Genomic DNA, 23,824 nt, shown 5'->3' with positions numbered 1-23,824 from the left:
CCTTTCGTGTGGTCCGCGCGGCCGACGCCACAGGGGGCACGGTCGTCGACGACGTGGTGCAGGGGTGCCCGCGTCGCACGACAGGGGGCTCGAATGTCGACGCACGCCATCCGCTCGTCCCGCCGTCGCTCGCGGGTCGCCTACGCCGTGGCGCTCGCCGTCGGGGTGACGTCGGTGCTCTGGACGGCCCCGCTGGTCGCCGCCGCGACGGAGACGCCGGCGCCCGCGGCGCGTGACGGCGCCGCACCCGTGCAGCGCCCGCTACCCGCCACCGCGGTGCGCTCGGTGGACCCCGCCGACGTCCCCGTGGAGCCGCCCCCGGTGAAGGCAGCGGACGAGCCGACGACGCCCGCGCCCGCCGTGGCCGCGCCACGGCAGTCGTTCCTCGCCGGTGCCCGGGCGGCCGCCGGGGCCGCGACCGACGTGATCGCGCGATCGGGCTACCTGCTGGGCGACACGTCGCTCGTCGTCTACTTCGACGCCGAGGTGGCCGACGGGGACCCGACGTCCTGGGCCCGCTGGCGCGCGACCGTGACGGAGGTCGAGTCGGGCGCCCAGCAGACGTCGGCCGAGCTCGACAAGGACGACCTGGCCCGGTGCGGGTCGCCGCGCGAGTTCTGCCGCAGCTTCGGCGCGGCCGACGGCTGGGCGCTCGACCCGGCGCGCCGGTACACCGTCACCATCTCGGTGCTCGCCGAGGACGGAACCCCGACCGACTCGGCGCCGTCGGGCCCGGAGAACCCGCGCGCGACCGTCGTCCCGCCGAGCCTGTCGGACGAGCAGGCCGCGGGCTGCGCGTGCCCGAACGTCCTCGGGCGGACGGTCGACGGCCAGGAGCTGCGCGGCGCGCTGGTCAACACCGGCACCGGCGCGTTCAACCGCACCGAGGCCGACCTCACGATGGCCGGCTTCGGCATCCCGTTCCAGGCCGTGCGGTTCTACTCGTCGGCGAACCCCGGCGTCGGCATGTTCGGTGCGGGGTGGACGTGGACGTACGACGCGCGGGTCGAGGCCGGAACCGATGCGGACGCCGTGCGGGTGCGTGCCGAGGACGGCGCGGAGGCGGTCTACACCCGCGCCGCGGACGGGTCCTACGAGCGGCCCGCCGGCGTGCGCGCGGTGCTCACCGACCGTCCCGGCGGCGGCTGGGTGCTCACGCCGCCGGACCAGCGGCGGCTCGAGTTCGACGCGTCGGGGGCGCTGCTGTCCGTGAAGGACGCACGAGGCCACGGCGTCACGCTGGCCTACGACAGCGCGGGCCTGCTCACGACGGTCACGGACGCGGCCGGCCGGGTGGTGCGCATCGAGAACCGCCGCGACGTCGAGGCGATCAGCAAGATCACGCTCCCCGACGGGCGCAGCGTGATGTTCGACTACGAGGCCGGCCGCCTGGCCAAGGTCCAGGACGCGCGCAACTACACGTGGCAGTACCACTACGACCGCGACGGCCGGCTCGACCAGGTCACCAACGCGCGCGGCAAGCGGGACGTCGCCAACGAGTACGACGCCGCGGGCCGGGTCACCCGGCAGACGGACGCGTCGGGCGCGGTCAGCGAGTTCGCGTGGGACGCCGACGAGCAGGTCGCCACGACCACGGACGCCGACGGGGTCGTCTCGGTCGACGGGTACCGCGACAACGTCCTCCTCTACTCGCGGAACGGCAACGGCGAGACGGTCACGTACCGCTACGACGACCGCCTGAACGAAGGGCTCGTCGTGGACCCTGACGGCAACCAGGCGAGCGCGTCGCACGACCCGAACGGCAACCCCGTCGAGCGCGTCGCCCCGGCGCCCTTCGAGTACGTCGAGCGCAACGCCTTCGACGCCGGCAACAACCTGACGGCGCACACCGACGGTCGCGGGAACACCTGGTCGTACGCGTACAACGCCCAGCAGGAGCTCACCGGTCAGAAGGACCCCGAGCAGGCCGACGGCTACTCCTACGTCTACGACGCGCGCGGCCTGCTGACCGAGCGCAAGGACCCCCGCGGCAAGGTCACGCGCTACGAGTACGACACGGCGGGCAACCGCACCGCGGAGATCGCGGCGACCGGCCGCCGCACCGAGTTCACCTACGACCAGACGGGCCGGATGGTGTCCGTGGTCGACCCGCGGGGAACCGTCGCGGGTGCCAGCAAGGACGCGTTCCGGACCCGGGTCGTCTACGACCACCAGGACCGCGTGCTCGAACGCGTCGACCCGGGCAAGAACGCCCCCGTCCGCACCACGTACGACGAGCTCGGCAACGTCGTGGTCGCGACCGACCAGCTGTCGAACTCCTACCGGTACACCTACGACGACTCGAGCCGGCTCGTCACGCTGAAGGACCCGATCGGCAACGTCACCGAGCACACGTACACGAAGGCCGGTCGCACGGCGTCGGTGACGGACGGCGAGGGCAACCGCACGTCGTGGACGTACGACGGCCAGGGCCGCGTGAAGACGGAGACCCTGCCGCTGGGCAACCAGGCCCGTCGCGACGGCGAGTCCGAGGGGGACGCGACCACGCGGCGCACCGCGTACACCACGACCTTCCACTACGACTTCCGCGGCAACCTCATCCGCGCGGAGCGTCCGGACTCCCAGGGCCGGCTCGTGCAGGTCGACAGCCGCTTCGACGAGCTGGGCCGCCCGGTCCAGCAGATCGACGAGCTGGGCGCGACGACGGGCATCGGGTACGACCCGTCCGGCCACGTCACGAACATCTCGGACGAGACCGGCGAGGACCTCGGCTTCACCTACGACAAGGCCGGCCGTCGCACGGGCGGCTCGGGCGTGGAGTCACCCGCGCGCATCGAGTACGACCAGGCCGGCAACCCCACCCGTCAGGTCACGGCGGCGGGTGGTGTGATCACCTGGGAGTACGACGACGACGGCCGCCCGGTGGCGATCACCGAGCCGCGCGGACACGTCGAGGGCGCCGACCCGGCCGCATTCACCACCCGTTACTCCTACGACCAGTCGGGCAACCCCGTCGAGGTCCGCGACCCGCTCGGTCACGTCACCAAGGCGGCGTACGACGCCGTCGGGCGGCTCTCGTCGACCACGGACCCGGTCGGTTCGGTGGTGCGGTACGCCTACGACGAGGGCGACCGGCTGACGTCCGTCGTCGGACCGGACGCGAACGGCGAGCAGCAGTCGCTGCGTTACCTGTACGACGCGAACGGCCAGGTCATCAAGCGCCGGGACCCGCTCGGTCACGAGGCGGCGCTCGAGTACGACCGCGCCGGCCGCACCAAGGCGACCACCGACCCGCTGGGCCGGCGCCGCGAGTACGTGTACGACGCGAACTCCAACCTCACGCAGCTCGTCACCGCCCGCGTCGTCGAGGGCGACCCGCGCGTCGACCCGAACAGGGAGGCCCGCACGGTCTTCCTCGAGTACGACACGCTCGACCGGCTGACGTCGAAGACGCTCGGCGCCGACGGGAAGGTGTTCACCTACGGCTACGACGCGAAGAACCGCCTCGTCTCGCTCGCCGACGCGAGCGGCGTCCGTGAGCACACCTTCGACGCCACGGGCCTGCTCACGGCGGCGACCCGCACGGCGGTGGACGGGTCCGTCGAGACGTTCACCTACGCGTACGACGACCAGGACAACATCACGTCACGCACGTACCCGGACGGCACCACGGTCGCCGCCACGTACGACGTCGCGGACCGGCTCACGTCGCTGACGGCCACCCGAGCCGGCTCGAGCGCGGCCTACGGGTTCGGGTACGACGTCGCCGACCAGCTGACGTCGATCACGTTCCCGGAGTCGACGGGCCTGACGGAGGAGCGCGCGTACGACCCGGCGGGCCGGATGACCCGGATCGCCACCACGCGCGCCGACGGGGAGGTCGTCTCCTCGCACGACCTGGACCTGGACGCCGCGGGCAACCCCACGCGGATCACCGCGGCGCGGACCACCACGCCCGGCGGGACGCAGGTCACCGAGGCGACGTCCTACGCGTACGACAAGGCGCACCGGCTGACGTCGGCGTGCTACGGCGCGCAAAGCTGCGAGCCGGGCGCCGCGGCGGCGGAGCGGTTCGACTACTCCTACGACCTCGTCGGCAACCGGAAGACCCAGAAGGTCACGACCGCGACGGGCTCGGCGAGCACCGCCTACACCTACGACGCGGGCGACCAGCTGACGCGCGAGGTCACCTCGGTCACCGGGGAGGTGTCCGGCGTGGCCGACGTGCGCCCCGGGACGCGGGAGTACGCGTACGACGCCGAGGGCAACCAGACGCGTGCGGGCGACGAGAGGTACACGTACGACCTGGACCGCTCGCTGGCGTCCGCCACCGTGGGGGGCGAGTCGACTCGCTACTCGTACGACGGTGCCGGGATGCGCCTCGGGTCGGTCACGCGCCCGGAGGGCCAGGCTGTGGGTACCGGGTCCGCGACGGACTGGTCGTGGGACATCGCGGCTGGCATGCCGATGCTGGCGAGCGAGACGCTGTCGGAGCTCGGTGCGGACGGTGGCGTGGCGTCCTCGACGCAGACGTCCTTCCTGTACGCGCCGGACGGGTCACCGCTGGCCCTGTTCGACGGTGCTCCGTCTGAGGAGGAGGGCGGATTCTCCGCCTACGTCCGTGACTGGCTCGGGGGTGTCTCCGGGATGGTGTCCGCCTCCGGGGCGCCGCAGTGGGCCTACGACTACGACCCGTTCGGAGGCGCGCGCGGGACCGACCTCGTCGGCGGGGGGCAGCAGCTCGACGAGGGCGCGCCGAGCAACCCGTTGCAGTACGCGGGCGGGTACCGGGACGTGACGCAGTCGGACCGGTACCAGCTGCGGGCCCGCAACTACGACACCTCGACGGGTCGGTTCGACTCGGTGGACCCGGTTGCCGGGTCAGGGCAGGACGCCGCGGTCTCGTCGTACGCCTACGTGGCCAACCGCCCCACGTTCACCACGGACCCCACGGGCATGCTGCCCGAGAAGGGCACGGGTACCGACGCGTCGTCGACCTCGACGGATCCGTTCGCGGGGCAGCGGGAGGCGGCCAAGAAGGCTGTCGCCGAGGCCGAGGCGCTGGTCTCGCAGATCGGCGACGAGATCATGTCGCTGGTCCTGGACCTGATCGGGTTCACGGACGCCAAGAAGTGCATCACCGAGGGTGACATCGTCGCGTGCATCTCCACGGCCTTGAACGCGGTGCCGTGGGGCAAGCTCTTCAAGGCCGCCAAGGTCGCGATCAAGGCGGTCGGGGTCGGCAAGCGCCTGGTCGAGGGGTACTCCAAGCTCAAGGCCGCCCGGCGCGCGCTCGACGACATCCCCAAGGCGACGCCCACGAAGGTCACCCCGGACGCCGCGGCGGTGTCCAAGGCCAACACCGCGGCCAAGCAGGCGCAGGACGCGGCGGCGTCGACCAAGACGGTCGCGACGAAGACCAGCAAGGAGGTCGCGTCCGCCAAGAAGGCCAACGCGAAGGCCCAGACGCGTGCCGCAGACGACGCGGCGGAGACCGGGGCCCAGGCCTGCTCGTTCGAGGGCTCGACGCTCGTCCTGATGGCCGACGGCTCCCGAAAGCCCATCGCCGAGGTCGAGGTCGGGGACCAGGTCGTTGCGTCGGACCCCGAGTCCGGTGAGCAAGAGTCCCGGGAAGTGGTGCACGTCTTCGAGCACGAGGACACCATCACGGACCTCGAGGTCGACGGCGGCCACGTGCTGGCGACGACGGAGGACCACCCGTTCTGGTCCGTCACCGACCAGAGGTTCGAGCGTGCGGACGAGCTCGCGGCCGGCGAGCAGGTGCTGACGGCGAACGGGCGTGCGGTCGCGGTAAACGGGTTGCACGGAGCGAGCGCGCGGACGGAGTCCGCGTACAACCTCGCCGTAGAGGGAATCCACACATACCACGTAGGCGTACAGGACGTGCTGGTCCACAACACGTGCCTCACTGCGCTGCGTGACTGGCAGAGCCAGCGCTTCTCGCTAGGTAGGTCGACGTTCCAGCTGGACAAGACCGGGATGACGCACATCCTGAAGAGGCACCACCCCACCTACTGGGACGGGTCGGTGAAGGGCCACCAGTCATTCTTCGACAAGTCGATGTCAATTGACGATGTCCAGTCCACCTTGAGCGAGGTGGTCCGCCAGAACCGGGACATGCTGATGAAGATCGACGGCGGCTACGGCCAGGTCCAAGGGAGGGTCAACGGGGTGGATTACGTTATGGGTGTGAGCAGAGGGCGCATCGGCCAGTTCTACCCGGGTGTGCTGGATTGAACCGAGTCACCGCACAGAGCTACGTGCGGGTCGACGGCCAGTTCCAACCGATCCGTGAGGCGGACCGTCATGACGGTGGGTGCGACTACGTCCCGGGTGCGATCAGTCTCGTCGTGGATGGCGTCGAGCTGCTGGGGCCGGAGCTGTGGGACGACGTCAACTGGCTGTGGCCCTTCGTCGTCCAGGCCCTCGATGAGTGTCGTCAGTCTGGCTCAGGCAAGAGGTACTTTCCCGATCAGCCCGTGGCGTTCACGGCGACGACGCAGTGGGAGGGCAACGTCCTGCTGACCGTGACGACCTCGGACAGGTCGATCCACCGCAGCGCGGTCGCGCCGAGCGACGAGCTCTACGACGTCGTGGCCCGCTCCGGGATCGAGTTCTTCCAGGAACTACGTCGGTTGTGCGGCCCCGACCCCGCGTCCGAGGTGGAGGAAGCCGCGCTTCGACGATGGCTTGGGGACGACACCCACCGATGACGACGAGCCCTCATGACCTTCCGTGGCTCTTCGAGCGGCCCTTCCGTCTGTGGGCGTTCCACGTAGCGTCGACGTGATGTTCAGGATGGTCGAGGCGGTGCGGCTCGTCCGCTCGTACACCGACCTGGTCGTCGACGTGCCGGACCCGCGCGACGTGGACCTGCGCCGAGAGTTCGGCGCCGTGCTCGCCCGCCGACCCACCGTCTTCTCGTTGACCTCCAGCGAGGGCTCCGAGGGTCTTGTCGCCACCGGCATGGTCTCGTTCGCGGAGGACGACCTCACCGACGGCCACCCGAGCACGCTCGACCACCCGGAGCTCAGGGACCACCAGCTGAGGTCGGCGACGTATGAGCCGTGACAGCACGGGTCCGGTCCCCGACCGACAGGCCGGGAAGCAGGGAGGGGCCGACCGTGACACACACCGACGCGCGGGCCGCGGTCGACCTCGTGCTCGACCAGAGCGTGACGCTCCTCGCGACGTCCGGCGGTGCAGCGGTCCTCCCCGGGCCGCAGGTCGACGCCTGGAGCCTGCCCGCGGAGGCGAAGGCCTCACTCGCGAGGTACGGCCTGCCCGGTCCGCGTGACGACGATCTCTCGAGGTTCCTCGCGTCGTTCCAGTCCGGCCGTCGCCCCGAGGTGGCCGACGGAACCGAGTACTACCGCCTGGCGCGGTTCGGTGTCTCGCGGGTCTGCGCTCTACCCAGCGGGTCGGTCACGGCGGTTCCCAGCTCGCGCGACGTCCATCCGCAGCTGGAACCGCTGTACCCCTCGGGTCTGCTCCCGTCGCTCGTCAGCACGTCGGTGCCCCAGTTCGTCGAGCTCGCCTGGCGGTGGGGTGCGCTCGTCCCGATCCTCGCCGAGGAACAGGCGCGGGTGAGTGTGGCCGACGACCGCGCGTGGCGGGAGGGTCGAGGCGCGGACCTGCCCGACCCGTTCGACGCCTACGAGGACCTGTGCCGCTACGTGCTGGAACGGCTCCGGCGGATCGATCCGCAAGTCGATCCGGCGTCCGGGTTCTGGGCGGACCTCCTGCTGGACGTCTGGTGACCGGGTTCTGGGCGAGGTGACCCGGTACGAGGGCGCCGGTGTGGGCATGGGCGTCTAGGGTTCGTGGCGTGACGACAGCCCTGTACCGGCGCTACCGGCCCGAGAACTTCGCCGAGGTCATCGGTCAGGACCATGTGACCGCGCCCCTGCGGCAGGCGTTGCGCAGCGGGCAGGTCAACCACGCGTACCTGTTCTCCGGGCCGCGCGGCTGCGGGAAGACGACGTCGGCCCGGATCCTGGCGCGCATCCTCAACTGCGCGCAGAACACCGAGGAGAACCCGTCCGACACCCCGTGCGACGTGTGCGAGTCGTGCGTCGAGCTGGCGCGCGGCGGCCCCGGCAGCCTCGACGTGGTCGAGATCGACGCGGCCAGCCACGGCGGCGTCGACGACGCCCGCGAGCTGCGGGAGCGCGCCACGTTCGCGCCCGCCCGCGACCGCTACAAGGTGTTCATCCTCGACGAGGCCCACATGGTCTCGAACCAGGGCTTCAACGCGCTGCTCAAGATCGTCGAGGAGCCGCCGCCGCACATCAAGTTCATCTTCGCGACGACCGAGCCGGACAAGGTCATCGGCACCATCCGCTCGCGCACCCACCACTACCCGTTCCGCCTGGTGCCGCCGGACGTGCTGGTGCCGTACCTGCAGCAGCTCTGCGACAGCGAGGGCGTGCGCGTGGCGTCCGGCGTCCTGCCGCTGGTCGTCCGCGCAGGCGGGGGCTCCGTGCGCGACACCCTCTCGGTGCTCGACCAGCTGATCGCCGGCTCCGGCGGCAGCGAGCTCGAGTACGAGGGCGCCGCGGCGCTGCTCGGCTACACCCAGGCGTCGCTGCTGGACGACCTGGTGGAGGCGATCGCCGCCCGTGACGGGGCCTCCGCGTTCCGCGTGGTCGAGCGCGTGATCTCCACCGGCCACGAGCCGCGGCGCTTCGTCGAGGACCTGCTCGAGCGCCTGCGCGACCTCATCGTCATCGCGGCCTCCGGCGACGCCGCCGACGCCGCGCTGCGCGACGTGCCGAGCGACCAGCTCGACCGCATGCGGCTGCAGGCGCGCCACCTGGGCGCCTCGGAGCTGTCCCGGTCGGCGGACCTGTGCAACGCCGCCCTCACCGAGATGTCCGGTGCGACGTCCCCCCGGCTGCACCTCGAGCTGCTCATGGCGCGCCTGCTGCTGCCCGCGGTCGAGGACACCCGCTCCGGCCTCGGCGCGCGCCTCGACCGGCTGGAGCGCGGTCTGCCGAGCGACGGCACCGGTGTCCGTGTGCCGACCGCAGGCCCGCAGGCGCCCGCGCCCGCGCCGGTACGCGCCCCCGAGAGCGCCCCGGCGCCTGCTGTCGCAGCGCCCGCCGAGCCTGTGGTGGCAGTTGAGCGCGTCGCCGCACGGACGCCCGATCCCGCACCAGCCGACGGCGACATCGTCTCCGAACCGGGGAGCTCGCCGCAGCGTCCCGGTGCCGGGGCGGAAACCGCACGAGCCGAGACCGCAGAGGCCGAACCGGCACCGGCCGAACCGGCACAGGCCGAACCTGCTCAGGCCGAACCTGCTCAGGCGGAACCCGCACGGGCTGAGCCCGTGCGGACGAGGCCGGACGTCGCCACCGCCGATGCGCCACCCACCCGCGTCTCCGCGCCGGCTGCCGCGACACCGCCGCCGGCCGCCGCCCGCGGGGGCGCCGTCGGCCCTGACACCGAGGTGCTGCGCCGCCGCTGGCCCGAGGTCCTGGAGACGGTCAAGGGCCTGCGCCGCGTCACGTGGGCGCTCGTCGACCCGCGCAACGCCCAGGTGGCCGACCTCGACGCGACCACGCTGCGGGTGGCCTTCGACAACCCGGCGCTCGCCACCACGTTCCGCAACGGCGCCCACGCGGACGTCGTCGCGCGGGCCGTCCGCGAGACGCTCGGGTTCGACGTCCGGGTCGAGGGCATCCTCGCGGAGCAGGTCGCAGCACCCGCCCCGGTCAGCGCTCCGGCACCCCGGGCGGCCGACGACCGGTCGAACCCGCGCGCGGTGACGCCCGCGGAGGCGGCGGCCTCGTGGGACGACGAGCCGCCGATCGTCGAGCCCCCGGACGACGAGCCCGGCGAACCGGCCGCGCCCGACGCACCCCCGCCGGACGTCGCACCGCCGGCGCGCGGTACGGCCCGTGAGCGCGGCACGGCGGCTGCCCGGGAGTCGGCGTCGCGCACCGCTACGAGCGTGCCCGACGACCCGTCCCCGGACGACCCCGACATCACCACGTCGAGCCTGAGCGGCGCGCCCCTGGTGGCGCAGATGCTGGGCGGGACGGTCATCGACGAGCAGCTGGACGACGGCACGTCGTGACCACCCCCGGCGGCCTGCACCACCTCGAGATCTGGGTGGGCGACCTGGCGGCGGCGGATCGCAGCTGGGGCTGGCTCCTGGCGCGTCTCGGCTACGAGGTCCGTGAGCGGTGGTCGTCCGGGGTCAGCTGGGGACGGGGCGCCGGACCGTACGTCGTGCTGGAGTCCGGGCCGGACGTGGCGCCGGCGCCGCACGACCGGCTCCGCCCCGGGATGAACCATCTCGCGCTGTGGGCGGGCACCCGGGTGGAGGTCGACGCGCTCGTCGCGGCGGCCCCCGCGCACGGCTGGTCGCTCCTGTTCGCGGACCGGCACCCGTTCGCGGGCGGCCCGCAGCACTACGCCGCCTACCTCGAGGACGACCACGGCTTCGAGGTGGAGCTGGTGGCGTCCGACGGCGGGGCCGCCTCGACCCCGTAGGCTGGCCGCGTGTACGAAGGCGCGGTCCAGGACCTGATCGACGAGCTCGGGCGACTGCCCGGAGTCGGTCCCAAGAGCGCCCAGCGGATCGCGTTCCACATCCTGTCCGCGGATCCGGCGGACGTGCGGCGGCTGTCCGACGCGCTGACCGAGGTCAAGCTCCGCGTCCGGTTCTGCGAGATCTGCGGCAACGTCGCGCAGGAGCCGCAGTGCCGCATCTGCCGCGACCCGCGCCGCTCGCCGGCGTCGATCTGCGTGGTCGAGGAGTCCAAGGACGTCGTCGCCATCGAGCGCACGCGCGAGTTCCGCGGCAAGTACCACGTGCTCGGCGGGGCCATCAACCCGATCGCCGGTGTCGGCCCGGACGACCTGCGCATCGCGGGGCTGATGACGCGCCTCGCCGACGGCACCGTCACCGAGGTCATCCTGGCCACGGACCCGAACGTCGAGGGCGAGGCGACGGCCACCTACCTGGCCCGCCTGCTGGTCCCGATGGGGCTGACGGTCAGCCGGCTCGCGTCGGGCCTGCCGGTGGGCGGGGACCTGGAGTACGCCGACGAGGTGACGCTCGGCCGGGCGTTCGAGGGCCGACGACGGATCAGCGCATGAGGAAGCAGGCAACACCATGACCGGCACGATGGATGCGGATCTGCAGGACATCGCCGACGCGGTCGCGGCGGAAGCGCGCAGCTATCTGATCACCGTCACGGAGGTCGCGTCGGGGGCGAACCCGGACGCGTCGCTGCCGCTGCTGCTGCTCGCGGTGAGCGACGTGCTCGCGGCCGGCGCGCGGCTCGGTGCGACCACCGACGTGGTGCCGTCCGAGCGGTTCGAGCCGGACCTCGGCCCCGACCCGGACGTCGACCCCCTGCACGCCAACCTGGCGAACGTCTTCGAGGGGATCGACGAGTACGCCGCGATCGTCGACCCGCTGCTCGGCGTCGACGTCCAGCAGGCGACCGTGTCCGGCGACCTGGTCGCGATCGCCGGTGCGCTGGCGCAGGGCCTGCGGCACTACGAGACCGGGGGCGTGCTCGAGGCACTGTGGTGGTGGCAGTTCTCGTACCTGTCCGACTGGGGCGAGCGCGCCTCGAGCGTCCTGCGCACCCTGCAGACGATGCTGGCGCACCTTCGGTTGGACGTGGAGGATGACGTCGCCGCTGAGGCCGAGTACGACGCCCTCCAGCCCTGACCGGTCCAGGCGACGCGAGAGCACTGCCGCTGAGGCCGAGTACGACGCCCTCCAGCCCTGACGGCTCTCAGGCGACGCGCGTCCCCCGGGCGAGCGTGCGCTGCGGGATCCGCAGACGGCGGACGGCGACGACGTAGCCGGCGGCGCCGAGCAGCACGTTGACCGCGAGCCCCCATGGCCACACCGGTGCGCCGGAGACGGTGTCGGGCTCGGCCGGTGGGTCGCTCTGCCCGACCCAGCACTCGTCGAGCGGCAGCGTGGGCCCGGCGCGCAGCTCCCGGACCCCGGTGCGGATCAACGCGAGCGGGTCGTTGTCGCGGCCGGTGATACGGGTTCCCTCCGCGGTTCCCGCGCCGTCGGAGAGGACGACGAACGGGTTGATGCCCAGCAGCCACCAGGTGCGCTCGGTGTGCGGGACGGCGCGCTCCTGCACCGTGACCTCGCACTCGGGGTCCGACTGGCCGTCCCAGTCGCTCGGCACCGAGTTGACGGGGACGTCCTGCGTCCGGGAGATCGACGGGTACGTCAGCCCGAACAGCACCGGGGTCAGCAGCGTGAGCGCGGCGACGGTGAGGAACGTCAGGACGGTCGACCCGGCGGTGCGCGCGGTGAGCGCGGAGAAGCCCAGCCCGATCCCGCACACCGACGCCAGCAGGATCGCGATGAGCAGGACGACGCGCGGCAGGGCGGTGCCGGGCGTCCCGCCCAGGGCCATGGCGATGCCGAGGAACGGCAGGCTCGCGACGAGGAACGCGCAGGCGGCAGCCCACGCGGCGAGCAGCTTCCCGGCCGCGATCTCGGCGGGGGTCAGCAGCGTGACCTGCAGCGTCGCCAGCGTGCCGGCGTTGCGGTCGCCGTTGATGCCGGTCGAGGCGAGCGTCGGCGTGACCAGCAGACCCAGGCCGAGCACCAGGAACGTCACCGCCCCGAACAGCAGCGGCCCCGTCGACGCGCGACCGTCGCTCGGCCCCGACCCCAACATGGCGAGCGCGCCGGAGGTCAGCAGGGTGATCCCGCCCACCACCACGAACCACACGACGAGCGCCACGATCCACCGGGTCGAGCGCACCCGTTGCCGCAGCTCCAGCACGGCGACCGTGCGGACGCCGTGCCACGTCAGTCCCCAGGTGGCGGACCGGGGGGCGCGCGGGGGCGTCGTCGGCTGGTCGGGCTCGAGCGCGACCTCGGACAGCGTCATCGCCGCTCCTCCTCGAGGGTCAGGTAGGCCTGTTCGAGCGCGCCGGAGGCGGGCACGAGAGACGCGATCGGCACGCCGGCGGTGACCGCGTCCCGGAGCAGCTGGGCGGCGCCGTCGTCGCCCGCGACGTCGATGAGCACCCCACCCGCGCCGCTCGGTGAGGTGGGTGCGCCGTCGGGCTGCCAGGCGGATCCGGTGCTCGTGAGCCAGTCGGTGAGGGACTCGAGGGACAGAGCGCGCACGTGCCAGGAGCGGGCCGCACCGGCCGCCGCGTCCGGGACCACGGTGCGGCCCCGGGACAGGAAGACGGCGTCGTCGGCCATCTCGTCCAGCTCGGACAGCACGTGGCTCGAGACCAGGACCGTCTTGCCCTCGTCGGCGAGCCTGCGCAGCAGGATCCGCAGGTCCACACGGGAGCGCGGGTCGAGCCCGCTGGCCGGCTCGTCGAGCAGGAGCACCGCGGGGTCGTGCACGAGCGCCCGGGCCAGGCCCAGGCGCTGCTTCTGGCCGCGGGACAGGACGCTGGCGGGGCGGTCGGCGTACTCGGCGAGGTGGACCGTCGCGAGCAGCTCGGTCACCCGGTCCGCGGCGGTCGCGGGGGAGAGCCGGTACGCGGCGGCGAACGTGAGCAGCACCTCGCGCGCGGTCAGGGAGTCCCAGGTGCCGAACGTGTCGGGCATCCACCCGGTCACCGCGCGGGCCGCCGCACCGTGCGCGACGGGATCGTGGCCGCCGACGCTCACCTCGCCCCGGTCGGGGACGAGCAGACCGGCGAGGACCAGGAGCAGCGTGGTCTTGCCCGAGCCGTTGGGACCGACGAGCGCGGTGACCGCACCGGCGCGGGCGGTCAGCTGGGCGCCGTCGAGCGCCTTGACGGCCCCGAACGCGCGGTGCAGGTCGCGCACGACGACGCCGGCGGTCGTCGCGGCAGGTGGCGGGGTGGTCGTGGTGTCGTCATCGACGGTGCTCGACATGGCGTCAACCTAGGACCGCACCCCATGTGGCCGGGCGGTTTTCACGAAAGTCGCTGTGCAGGTGCTGTGCAGAACGCCTGCGGGGCCGAGCCGCTCCACCGCGACGGCGACGGGTCGAACCGGAGCGTTTCGCCGTCCGCGCCGTCGCTCCACCGGGGCCACGATCCGGCATCTGAAACTCCGAGCCCACCTGGTGGGCACGGCCGTACACTCGCCCGGTCCTGTCCCGCGCCCGCGAAAGATGTCCCCGTGGCCCTGATCGTGCAGAAGTACGGCGGTTCCTCCGTCGCCGACGCCACCAGCATCAAGCGAGTCGCGAAGCGGGTGGCCGAGGCCAAGCGCGCCGGCCACGACGTCGTCGTGGTCGTCAGCGCGATGGGTGACACGACGGACGAGCTGATCGACCTCGCCACCCAGGTCACCCCGCTGCCGCCGCAGCGCGAGATGGACATCCTGCTGACCGCCGGCGAGCGGATCTCGATGTCCCTGCTCGCGATGGCGATCCACAACCTCGGCGTCGAGGCCAAGTCGTTCACCGGGCAGCAGGCCGGGGTCATCACCGACGAGTCGTACGGCAAGGCGCGGATCATCGACGTCACGCCCAGCCGGATCCGGCAGACGCTCGCGCAGGGGTCGGTGGCGATCGTCGCCGGCTTCCAGGGCGTCAACCCGTCCACCAACGACGTCACGACGCTCGGTCGCGGCGGCTCGGACACGACCGCGGTCGCGCTGGCGGCGGCCCTCAAGGCGGACGTCTGCGAGATCTACACGGATGTCGCCGGGGTGTTCACCGCCGACCCCCGGATCGTGCCCACCGCGCGCAAGCTCGACCGCGTCAGCTACGGGGAGATGCTCGAGCTCGCGGCGAGCGGCGCCAAGGTGCTGGTCCTGCGCTGCGTGGAGTACGCGCGCCGGTACGGGGTACCGATTCACGTGCGCTCGTCGTTCACCACTCATACGGGCACCCTGGTGACGGACGAGCCCGCTGCTGAAGGAGAGATTGTGGAACAGCCGATCATCGCCGGCGTCGCGCACGACCGCAGCGAGGCCAAGATCACCGTCGTCGGTGTGCCCGACGTGCCGGGCAAGGCCGCGCGCATCTTCGAGGTCGTCGCCGGCGCGGGCGTGAACATCGACATGATCGTGCAGAACGTGTCGGTCGCCTCGACCGGGCTGACGGACATCTCCTTCACGCTGCCCGCCACGGACGGTGCGGCCGCGACGGCCGCGCTGACCGAGCACCAGCCGGAGATCGGCTTCGCGTCGCTGCAGTACGACGACACCATCGGCAAGCTCTCGCTGATCGGTGCCGGCATGCGGTCGCACCCCGGCGTCTCGGCACGGCTGTTCGCGGCGCTGTCCGAGGCCGGGGTCAACATCGAGATGATCTCGACGTCGGAGATCCGGATCTCCGTGGTCACGCGCGCGGACTCCCTCGACGAGGCGGTCCGCGCCGTGCACACGGCGTTCCAGCTCGACTCCACGGAAGACGAGGCCGTCGTGTACGGCGGGACGGGACGGTAGGGCGATGGGACTGAACATCGCGGTGGTCGGCGCCACCGGCCAGGTCGGCAGTGTCATGCGGCGCCTGCTGGACGAGCGCGACTTCCCCGTCGCGTCGATCCGCTACTTCGCGTCCGCGCGTTCGGCCGGCACGACGCTGCCCTGGAAGGGTGCCGACGTCGTCGTGGAGGACGTGGAGACCGAGGACCTCTCGGGCATCGACGTCGCGCTGTTCTCCGCGGGCGGCGCCGCCTCGAAGATCCACGCCCCCCGGTTCGCCGCCGCGGGCGCCCTCGTGATCGACAACTCCTCGGCGTGGCGGCGCGACCCCGAGGTGCCGCTGGTCGTCTCCGAGGTCAACCCGGGCGCGATCGCGGGGGCCGTCAAGGGCATCATTGCCAACCCCAACTGCACGACGATGGCCGCGATGCCGGTGCTCAAGGTCCTGCACGACGAGGCCGGCCTGCGGCGCCTGGTCGTCTCCACCTACCAGGCGGTCTCCGGTTCGGGCCTCGCGGGCGCCGACGAGCTGGACAGCCAGATCCGCGCGGCGGTCGAGCAGGACACTCTCGCGCTGGTGCACGACGGGTCCGCCGTGACGCTGCCCGCCCCGGTCAAGTACGTGGCGCCCATCGCGTTCGACGTGATCCCGCTCGCCGGGAACCTGGTGGACGACGGGTTGTTCGAGACCGACGAGGAGCAGAAGCTCCGGCACGAGTCGCGCAAGATCCTCGACATCCCGGAGCTGCTGGTCTCCGGCACGTGCGTCCGGGTCCCGGTGTTCACCGGCCACTCGCTGTCGATCAACGCGGAGTTCGCGCGTCCGCTGAGCCCGGAGCGCGCCGCCGAGCTGCTGGCGCACGCGCCGGGCGTCCAGCTGACCGACGTGCCGACGCCGTTGCAGGCCGCGGGCAAGGACCCGTCCTTCGTCGGCCGGCTGCGCCGGGACGAGGGCGTCGAGGGCGGGCGCGGGCTCGCGCTGTTCGTCAGCAACGACAACCTGCGCAAGGGCGCCGCGCTGAACGCGGTGCAGATCGCCGAGCTGGTCGCCGCCCAGCGCCTCGCCACCGTCTGACGACCACCACCGCCTGACACACACCGACGTCCGCACTCGAGGGGGCTCCCACCCTCCCGAGTGCGGACGTCGTGCTGTCCACCCCAGGACGTCCGAGCAGAGGTGGGTCAGGACCTCCATCTGCTCGGACGCTGCGCAGGCGTCCATGCTGACGTCCGAGCGGAAGTAGGTCAGGACCTCCATCTGCTCGGACGTAAGGGGTTGTGCGGGGATATGGCTCTATGGTTAGTTGGTCAAGTAACGAACCAGGGAAGGGAGGTGCGCGATGTTCGACGGTCGTGACCCCCTGTACGTCCAGATCGCCGACCAGATCCGCGGCGACGTGCTGTCCGGTGCTCTCAGTGCGGAGGAGCAGGTCATGTCCACCACGCAGTACGCGACGACGTTCCGGATCAACCCGGCGACCGCCGCCAAGGCCTTCGCCGAGCTGGTCGACGAGGGCGTCCTGTACAAGCGCCGCGGCATCGGGATGTTCGTCGCGGAGGGCGCCCGGGAGAAGCTGCTCGCCCAGCGCCGGGCGACGTTCTTCGCCGACGTCGTCGAGCCGATGCTCGAGCAGGCGCGGGTGCTGGGCATCACCACCGACGAGCTCGTGCAGCGCCTGACCGAAGGGGAGCACCGATGAACGGCTTCGGCGTCGAGGTCCGAGACCTCATGGCCCGCTACGACACGACCGTCGCGCTCGACACGGTCTCGTTCGCGCTCCGCCCCGGGGTCATCACCGGCCTGCTCGGACGCAACGGCTCCGGCAAGACCACTGCGCTGTCGCTGATGGCCGCCTTCCGCCGGCCCTCGTCCGGCACTCTGCTCGTCGACGGCGAGGACCCCTGGGAGAACGAGCGCGTCATGGCCGGGACGTGCCTGGTGCGCGAGAGCGGGGACGTCGCCAACGACCAGAAGCTCAAGGACACCCTCGACTTCCTCGGGGACCGCCGTCCGCTGTTCTCCCGCGAGCTCGCCGACAGCCTGCTCGACCGCTTCGAGCTGGACCCGCTGACCCGGCCGGACAGGCTGTCGCGCGGCAAGCGGTCGGCGTTCGGCGTCGTGGTCGGGCTGGCCAGCCGAACCCCGCTGACGCTGCTCGACGAGGTGCACCTCGGCATGGACGCCCCCTCGCGGTACGCGTTCTACGACGCACTCCTGGCCGACTGGGTCGAGCACCCCCGCACCATCGTGCTGTCCAGCCACCTGATCGGCGAGATCGAGCGGCTGCTCGAGGACGTCGTCGTGCTCGACCGCGGGAAGGTGCTGACGGTCTCCGACGCGGAGACGCTCCGTTCCGACGGCGTGACCGTGACCGGTTCGTCGGACGCGGTCGAGCTCTTCGTCGCCGGTCGCACCGTGGTGGCCCGCCAGCAGCTCGGCCGCACTGCGCAGGCCACGGTCATCGGGGCGCTGCCGGACGACGCGGTGCGCGCCCGGCAGGCCGGTCTGGAGCTCGGCCCCGTCGCGCTGCAGGACCTCTTCGTCCACCTGACCGACCGCCCCAGCCCTGCGGCCGCACATACCCCGGAGGAGTCGCGATGAGCATCGACACGGCACGTCGCCCGACCCGCAGCTCGGTGCGCGTCACGGCCACCTGGCTGCTCTGGATGAACCTGTACCTGGCCACGTGGTTCTGGGGCCTGGTCGTCGTCGTCGCCACCGGGGCCCTGCTGGTGATCAACCAGTTCGGCGAGGTGAACAACAGCGTGCTGGCGTTCGCCCGCCAGGGAGCCATCTGGTTCCCGTTCTCGGTCCTCATCGGCGTCACGGCCGCCTATCTGCCGGTGCACGTGGCGACGGGCCTGACCCGGCGCAGCCTCGCCCTCGGCTCGTTGGTCGCCGCTGCGAGCATGGCCGTGGTCTACGGCGTCGTGTTCACCGGGCTGCTGATCGTCGAGCGCACCGTCTTCGACGCGCTCGGGTGGCGGTGGCGGTTCCTCGAGGGCCTGTCCCCGGAGAACGCCGGTGCCGGCACGCTGCTGGTGAGCTCCACGATGCTGTTCCTGGTCGCCTACGTCTCCGGCCTGCTGGTCGCCATCTGCTACCAGCGCGGCGGCGGCTGGTGGGGCACCCTCACCCTCCCGCTGACGGCGGGCCCGATCGTGCTGGTGTCGGCCCTGTTCGCGCAGGACGCCGGCCCGTTCTCCACCTCCGAGTGGTTCGGCGGCGAGCGACCGCTCCTGTTCGCCTCCGCAGCAACCCTGCTGATCGTGGCTGTCATGGGGGTCGTGTTCGACCGCCTGACCCGGGGCGCGTCCGTGCCCAGCCGCACCTCCTGACCCCACCCGCTCGTTCCGGGACCGGCCACCGCCGCTCCCGTGGCACCGCACACCCTGAAGGAGCCCGTCATGTCCGTCATCCAGGTCGAGCACCTCCGCAAGAGCTACGGCGGCACGGTCGCCGTCCACGACGTCAGCCTCGAGGTCCACCGCGGCGAGATCTTCGGCGTGCTGGGCCGCAACGGGGCAGGAAAGACCACCACGGTGGAGATCATCGGCGGCCTGCGGGAGGCCGACTCGGGGACCGTCCGCGTCCTGGGGCTCGACCCGGTCCGGGACCGCAGCCGGCTCCGGGAGGTCGTCGGCCTGCAGCTGCAGGAGAGCGAGCTGCAGCCGAAGCTGGTCGTCCGCGAGGCGCTCGACCTGTACGCGTCCTTCTACCCCGACCCCGCCGATCCCGCGCAGCTGCTCGACGAGCTGGGCCTCACGGACCGCGCCGGTGCCCGGTTCGAGCAGCTGTCCGGCGGCCAGAAGCAGCGGCTCTCCGTCGCCCTCGCGCTCGTCGGCAACCCGCAGGTCGCGATCCTCGACGAGCTCACCACCGGGCTCGACCCGCACGCGCGCCGCGAGACGTGGGAGGTCGTCGAGCGCATCCGCGACCGCGGCGTGACCATCGTGCTGGTGACGCACCTCATGGAGGAGGCGGAGCGGCTCTGCGACCGGATCGCGCTCATCGACGCGGGGCGGGTGGTGGCCACCGGCACGCCCGCCGAGCTGGTCGCCAGGGCGACGGCCGAGCAGGTGCTCCGGTTCCGGCCGTCGGCTCCCGTCCCGGTCGGCGTGCTCGAGTCGATCGCGCACATCACCCACGCCGACGACGGCACGGTCGAGGCGCGAGGCCGCGACAACGTCGTCCAGGACGTGCTCGTCGCGCTGGCCCAGCACGGCATCCGCCCCGAGAACCTGCGCCTCGAGCAGAGCTCGCTCGAGGACGCGTTCGTCGCACTCACGACACCTGTGGAGGTCTGACCATGTCCAGCACCATGTCCAGCACCGTGTCCCGCACCACGTCCAGCACCAGCGCACTGACCCGGCTCACCGCCGTCGAGGCCCGGCTGCTCCTCCGCGAGCCGTCGGCAGCCTTCTTCGTCGCCCTGTTCCCCGCCGTCCTGCTCACCGTGCTCGGCCTGGTGATGCCGTGGGCCGACCTGCCCTTCAACGACCAGGACCCGATCCTGTCGCAGATCAACGGCATCACGGGGTACGCACCCACCGTGCTCGCGCTCGCCGTGGCGACCGTCGCGTTGTCCAGCTACCCGACGACCGTCGCCGGCTACCGCGGGCGGGGCGTGCTCAAGCGCCTGTCCACCACCCCGGTGCCGCCGTCGCGGATCCTGGTGGCGCAGCTCGCGGTCAACCTCGGCGCCCTGCTGGTCGCCGCGGTGCTCATGTACGTGCTCGGCACCACGGTCGTGGACGTGGCGGCGCCCGCGGACCCGCTGGTCCTGCTCCTGGCGTTCGTGCTGGCCGTCCTGTCGGCGTTCGCCGTCGGGTCGGTGATCGCGGCGCTGGCGCCGACGGCTGCGGCGGCGACCGCCTGGGGGATGGCCCTGTACTTCACGTCCCTGTTCTTCGCCGGTGTCTGGCTCCCGCTGCCGCTCATGCCGGACGTGGTCCAGACGATCGCCGGGTACACGCCCCTGGGGGCGGGCAGCGAGGCGCTCGCCGCCGCCTGGTACGGCCAGCCGTTCCCGACGTCCGCGCTGCTGGTCATGGTCGCGTGGACGGCCGTCGGGGTGCCGGTGGCCGCGCGGTTCTTCCGCTGGTCCTGAGGATGCCTCGGGGGACCCTGTGGACGCGCTCCCACCAGAATCGTTTAGGAGGCTGGACGCGCGCTGTGGCCGGACGGAAAGTGGGCGCCGACCCGGCCGCCGTCTGCCCGGGGACCCGCGCCGCTGCGGGCCGCACCGGGACCGACGGTCAGTTCCTTCGTGCACCTCCGACACCGCTCCCGCACGCACCCGCGTGCGGGAGCGGCGGGCCGTGCCCGCGGCGTCGCGGGGGCGTGCCCGACAGCCAGAAAGGTACGAACGATGTCCTCATCGACCCGACGGCGAACTGCCTGGGTGGCCACGGCCACCCTGAGCGCAGCGTCGCTGCTGGCCATCTGCGGGATCCAGCCCGCCATGGCCGCCGGCCCGGCCACCGTCTCGGTGCCGGCCGCTGCACCCGTCAAGGCCGCCGTGGCCGACGGGGAGTACGCGCAGCGGTTCCTCACGCAGTACGAGAAGATCAAGAACCCCGCCAACGGCTACTTCAGCCCGCAGGGCATCCCGTACCACTCGGTCGAGACCCTCATCGTCGAGGCGCCCGACTACGGGCACGAGACCACGTCGGAGGCGTACTCCTACTGGCTCTGGCTCGAGGCGCTCTACGGCCAGGTGACCGAGGACTGGGCCCCGCTCAACGAGGCGTGGGACACCATGGAGAAGTACATGATCCCGACCACCGCGGATCAGCCGACGAACTCGTTCTACAACCCGGCCAGCCCGGCGACCTACGCGTCCGAGTTCAACCACCCGAGCTCCTACCCGTCGCAGCTGCAGAGCGGCGTCACCTCGGGCACCGACCCGATCGGCGCCGAGCTGAGGTCGACCTACGGCACCCCGGACATCTACGGCATGCACTGGCTCGCCGACGTCGACAACAAGTACGGGTTCGGCGCGACGCCGGGTGCGGGCTGCGAGCTCGGCCCGACAGCGACCGGCACGTCGTACATCAACACGTTCCAGCGCGGCGCGCAGGAGTCGGTCTGGGAGACCATCCCGCAGCCGTCCTGCGAGGAGTTCAAGTACGGCGGCCCCAACGGCTTCCTCGACATCTTCACCAAGGACGCCTCGTACGCCAAGCAGTGGAAGTACACCAACGCGCCCGACGCCGACGCGCGTGCGGTCGAGGCCGTGTACTGGGCCAACCAGTGGGCGACCGACCAGGGCAACCAGGCCGACATCGCCGCGACCGTGACCAAGGCCGCCAAGATGGGCGACTACCTGCGGTACGCACTGTTCGACAAGTACTTCAAGACCATCGGCTGCACCTCGCCCTCGTGCCCCGCGGGCTCGGGCAAGAACAGCGCCCACTACCTGCTGTCCTGGTACTACGCCTGGGGCGGCGCGCTCGACTCGTCGGCCGGCTGGGCCTGGCGGATCGGGTCCTCGCACGCGCACTTCGGCTACCAGAACCCGCTCGCGGCCTGGGTGCTGTCCACGGACCCGGCCCTGACGCCGAAGTCGCCGACCGCCAAGGCGGACTGGTCGACGTCGATGGAGCGCCAGCTCGAGTTCTACCGCTGGCTGCAGTCGCCCCAGGGCGGCATCGCCGGTGGTGCCACCAACAGCTGGGACGGCGCGTACGCGACGCCTCCGGCCGGCACGCCGACGTTCTACGGCATGGCCTACACCGAGGCGCCGGTCTACAACGACCCGCCGTCCAACCAGTGGTTCGGCATGCAGGCGTGGGGCGTCCAGCGCGTCGCCGAGCTGTACTACGCCTCCGGCAACGCGCAGGCCAAGGCGATCCTCGACAAGTGGGTCCCGTGGGTCGTCGCGAACATCTCGACGGACGGCGCCAACTGGAAGGTTCCCTCGGAGCTGACCTGGACCGGCAAGCCGGACACCTGGAACAAGGCCACCCCCGGCGCCAACTCGGGGCTGTCCGTGGCGGTCAAGAGCTACGGCCAGGACGTCGGCGTCGCCGGCGACACCGCCCGTGCCCTGCTGTTCTACGCCGCCAAGTCGGGCGACACCGCGTCGCGTGACAAGGCCAAGGCCCTGCTCGACGCCATCTGGGACTCCAACCAGGACACCCTCGGCGTCGGCACGGTCGAGACCCGCGCGGACTTCCTGCGCTTCGACGACACCTACGTCGCGGGCGGCAACGGGGTCTACGTCCCGGCCGGCTGGACGGGAACCATGCCCAACGGCGACGTGATCAAGCCCGGTGTCTCGTTCCTCGACATCCGCACCTGGTACAAGGACGACCCCAGCTGGTCGAAGATCGAGACCGCGCTGGCCACCGGTGTGGCGCCGCAGTTCACGTTCCACCGGTTCTGGGCGCAGACGGCGATCGCGGGTGCCCTCGGCGACTACGCGCGACTGTTCGAGGACGACGCGCCGCCGCCGACCGACACCACCGCACCGTCCGTCCCGACGGGCCTGGTCGCCGGCACCGGAACGTCGACGTCGGCCACGATCTCGTGGACGGCCTCGACGGACAACGCCGGCGGCTCCGGCGTGGCCGGGTACGACGTCTACCGCGGCACGACGAAGGTCGGCTCGTCGACCACCACGTCGTTCACGGAGACCGGGCTGACCCCGGCCACGGCGTACGCGTACACGGTCCGGGCACGTGACGTGGCGGGCAACGTGTCGGCGGCGTCGAGCGCGGTGACGGTCACCACTCTGCCGGGCACGACGCAGGACACCGTCGCACCGTCGGTGCCCACGGGCCTGGTCGCGACGACCGTCACCGAGACCAGCGTCGCGCTCACGTGGACCACGTCCACGGACACGGGCGGCTCCGGCCTGGCCGGCTACGACGTGTACCGGGGGACCACCAAGGTCGGCACACCGACCGCGGCCTCGTACACGGACAGCGGCCTCACGGCGGCGACGGCGTACCAGTACACCGTCCGGGCCCGGGACAACGCGGGCAACGTGTCCGCCGCGTCGTCGGCCCTGTCGGTGACGACGAGGTCGACCACCCCGACCGGCTCCTGCAAGGTGTCCTACAACGCCAACAGCTGGAACTCGGGCTTCACGGCCTCGGTCAAGGTGACGAACACCGGCACGACGGCCCTCAGCGGCTGGACCCTCGGGTTCTCGTTCGCCAACGGGCAGCGGGTCACCCAGGGCTGGAGCGCCGACTGGTCGCAGTCGGGCACGGCGGTCACGGCCAAGAACGCCGCGTGGAACGGCACCCTCGGCGCCGGTCAGAGCATCGACATCGGGTTCAACGGCTCCCACACGGGGACCAACAACAACCCGACGGCGTTCACCCTGAACGGCGCCACCTGCACCATCGGCTAGCCGGGCTCGACAGCCGGCACCGGACGGGCCGGTCCTCCACGGAGGACCGGCCCGTTCGGCTCGGTAGGGCTAACCCCCCGGGTGCTCGTGGGTGGTCAGGCTGTCTGCC

General features: G+C 72.0%; 18 protein-coding genes. 16 read left to right on the top strand and 2 right to left on the bottom strand.

What is annotated here, in order from left to right:
* Positions 1-93 precede the first annotated feature (93 nt).
* From KG102_RS15680 to KG102_RS15645, 8 genes are all read left to right on the top strand, one after another.
* Positions 94-6,219, top strand: a complete 6,126-nt coding sequence (locus KG102_RS15680) for a polymorphic toxin-type HINT domain-containing protein (protein ID WP_208288155.1) — start codon at positions 94-96, stop codon at positions 6,217-6,219.
* 113 nt (positions 6,220-6,332) lie between these two features.
* Positions 6,333-6,695 (top strand): hypothetical protein, encoded by a 363-nt coding sequence (locus tag KG102_RS15675; protein WP_213363000.1) that lies wholly within the window; start codon positions 6,333-6,335, stop codon positions 6,693-6,695.
* A gap of 76 nt (positions 6,696-6,771) precedes the next feature.
* The gene (locus KG102_RS15670) at positions 6,772-7,053 is read left to right on the top strand and encodes a hypothetical protein (protein ID WP_208288156.1); all 282 of its coding nucleotides are present in this window, start codon (positions 6,772-6,774) and stop codon (positions 7,051-7,053) included.
* A gap of 53 nt (positions 7,054-7,106) precedes the next feature.
* A complete protein-coding gene (locus KG102_RS15665; RefSeq protein WP_208288157.1) occupies positions 7,107-7,742 on the top strand; it encodes an SUKH-4 family immunity protein in 636 nt (211 codons plus the stop codon).
* 68 nt (positions 7,743-7,810) lie between these two features.
* On the top strand, positions 7,811-10,063 hold the full coding sequence (locus KG102_RS15660; RefSeq protein WP_208288158.1) for a DNA polymerase III subunit gamma and tau: 2,253 nt from the start codon (positions 7,811-7,813) through the stop codon (positions 10,061-10,063).
* Positions 10,060-10,482, top strand: coding sequence for a VOC family protein (locus KG102_RS15655; RefSeq protein WP_208288159.1), 423 nt, complete (start codon positions 10,060-10,062; stop codon positions 10,480-10,482). The genes KG102_RS15660 and KG102_RS15655 overlap by 4 nt, the downstream gene beginning before the upstream one ends.
* 9 nt (positions 10,483-10,491) lie before the next feature.
* Positions 10,492-11,091: a recombination mediator RecR gene (gene recR, locus KG102_RS15650; RefSeq protein ID WP_208212848.1), complete on the top strand. Its 600-nt coding sequence runs from the start codon at positions 10,492-10,494 to the stop codon at positions 11,089-11,091.
* Positions 11,092-11,107: 16 nt separating this feature from the next.
* Positions 11,108-11,674 (top strand): DUF5063 domain-containing protein, encoded by a 567-nt coding sequence (locus KG102_RS15645; protein ID WP_208212847.1) that lies wholly within the window; start codon positions 11,108-11,110, stop codon positions 11,672-11,674.
* A gap of 67 nt (positions 11,675-11,741) precedes the next feature.
* Here KG102_RS15645 and KG102_RS15640 read toward each other — a convergent pair whose 3' ends face one another.
* Positions 11,742-12,872: an ABC transporter permease gene (locus tag KG102_RS15640; RefSeq protein ID WP_208288160.1), complete on the bottom strand. Its 1,131-nt coding sequence runs from the start codon at positions 12,870-12,872 to the stop codon at positions 11,742-11,744.
* The gene (locus tag KG102_RS15635) at positions 12,869-13,846 is read right to left on the bottom strand and encodes an ABC transporter ATP-binding protein (RefSeq protein ID WP_208288161.1); all 978 of its coding nucleotides are present in this window, start codon (positions 13,844-13,846) and stop codon (positions 12,869-12,871) included. The genes KG102_RS15640 and KG102_RS15635 overlap by 4 nt, the downstream gene beginning before the upstream one ends.
* A 249-nt stretch (positions 13,847-14,095) precedes the next feature.
* Between KG102_RS15635 and KG102_RS15630 the strand changes: the two genes are divergently transcribed.
* From KG102_RS15630 to cbhB, 8 genes are all read left to right on the top strand, one after another.
* The gene (locus KG102_RS15630; RefSeq protein ID WP_208212844.1) at positions 14,096-15,370 is read left to right on the top strand and encodes an aspartate kinase; all 1,275 of its coding nucleotides are present in this window, start codon (positions 14,096-14,098) and stop codon (positions 15,368-15,370) included.
* 4 nt (positions 15,371-15,374) lie between these two features.
* Positions 15,375-16,424, top strand: coding sequence for an aspartate-semialdehyde dehydrogenase (locus tag KG102_RS15625; protein WP_208288162.1), 1,050 nt, complete (start codon positions 15,375-15,377; stop codon positions 16,422-16,424).
* Between the two features lie 265 nt (positions 16,425-16,689).
* The gene (locus KG102_RS15620; RefSeq protein ID WP_208212842.1) at positions 16,690-17,049 is read left to right on the top strand and encodes a GntR family transcriptional regulator; all 360 of its coding nucleotides are present in this window, start codon (positions 16,690-16,692) and stop codon (positions 17,047-17,049) included.
* Positions 17,046-17,951, top strand: coding sequence for an ATP-binding cassette domain-containing protein (locus tag KG102_RS15615; protein ID WP_208212841.1), 906 nt, complete (start codon positions 17,046-17,048; stop codon positions 17,949-17,951). Before KG102_RS15620 ends, KG102_RS15615 begins: the two co-directional genes overlap by 4 nt.
* Positions 17,948-18,688 (top strand): hypothetical protein, encoded by a 741-nt coding sequence (locus KG102_RS15610; RefSeq protein ID WP_208212840.1) that lies wholly within the window; start codon positions 17,948-17,950, stop codon positions 18,686-18,688. The genes KG102_RS15615 and KG102_RS15610 overlap by 4 nt, the downstream gene beginning before the upstream one ends.
* Before the next feature lie 69 nt (positions 18,689-18,757).
* Complete coding sequence (locus tag KG102_RS15605; protein ID WP_208288163.1) at positions 18,758-19,657, top strand: ABC transporter ATP-binding protein; 900 nt, start codon at positions 18,758-18,760, stop codon at positions 19,655-19,657.
* Between the two features lie 2 nt (positions 19,658-19,659).
* Complete coding sequence (locus tag KG102_RS15600; RefSeq protein ID WP_208212838.1) at positions 19,660-20,460, top strand: ABC transporter permease; 801 nt, start codon at positions 19,660-19,662, stop codon at positions 20,458-20,460.
* A gap of 261 nt (positions 20,461-20,721) precedes the next feature.
* Positions 20,722-23,715 (top strand): exoglucanase CbhB, encoded by a 2,994-nt coding sequence (cbhB, locus tag KG102_RS15595; protein ID WP_208288164.1) that lies wholly within the window; start codon positions 20,722-20,724, stop codon positions 23,713-23,715.
* Positions 23,716-23,824 lie beyond the last annotated feature (109 nt).

Source organism: Cellulomonas fengjieae (assembly GCF_018388465.1).
Lineage (GTDB): Bacteria > Actinomycetota > Actinomycetes > Actinomycetales > Cellulomonadaceae > Cellulomonas > Cellulomonas fengjieae.
This window is presented reverse-complemented; position numbering and strand designations above follow the sequence as displayed.

Excerpts from the sequence above, each read along its gene's own strand:
- KG102_RS15640 (WP_208288160.1), bottom strand. The coding sequence starts at position 12,872 with ATGACGCTGTCCGAGGTCGCGCTCGAGCCCGACCAGCCGACGACGCCC.
- KG102_RS15615 (WP_208212841.1), top strand. The coding sequence starts at position 17,046 with ATGAACGGCTTCGGCGTCGAGGTCCGAGACCTCATGGCCCGCTACGAC.
- KG102_RS15625 (WP_208288162.1), top strand. The coding sequence starts at position 15,375 with ATGGGACTGAACATCGCGGTGGTCGGCGCCACCGGCCAGGTCGGCAGT.
- cbhB (WP_208288164.1), top strand. The coding sequence starts at position 20,722 with ATGTCCTCATCGACCCGACGGCGAACTGCCTGGGTGGCCACGGCCACC.
- KG102_RS15645 (WP_208212847.1), top strand. The coding sequence starts at position 11,108 with ATGACCGGCACGATGGATGCGGATCTGCAGGACATCGCCGACGCGGTC.
- KG102_RS15620 (WP_208212842.1), top strand. The coding sequence starts at position 16,690 with ATGTTCGACGGTCGTGACCCCCTGTACGTCCAGATCGCCGACCAGATC.
- KG102_RS15635 (WP_208288161.1), bottom strand. The coding sequence starts at position 13,846 with ATGTCGAGCACCGTCGATGACGACACCACGACCACCCCGCCACCTGCC.
- KG102_RS15610 (WP_208212840.1), top strand. The coding sequence starts at position 17,948 with ATGAGCATCGACACGGCACGTCGCCCGACCCGCAGCTCGGTGCGCGTC.
- KG102_RS15670 (WP_208288156.1), top strand. The coding sequence starts at position 6,772 with ATGTTCAGGATGGTCGAGGCGGTGCGGCTCGTCCGCTCGTACACCGAC.
- KG102_RS15600 (WP_208212838.1), top strand. The coding sequence starts at position 19,660 with ATGTCCAGCACCATGTCCAGCACCGTGTCCCGCACCACGTCCAGCACC.
- KG102_RS15680 (WP_208288155.1), top strand. The coding sequence starts at position 94 with ATGTCGACGCACGCCATCCGCTCGTCCCGCCGTCGCTCGCGGGTCGCC.
- KG102_RS15605 (WP_208288163.1), top strand. The coding sequence starts at position 18,758 with ATGTCCGTCATCCAGGTCGAGCACCTCCGCAAGAGCTACGGCGGCACG.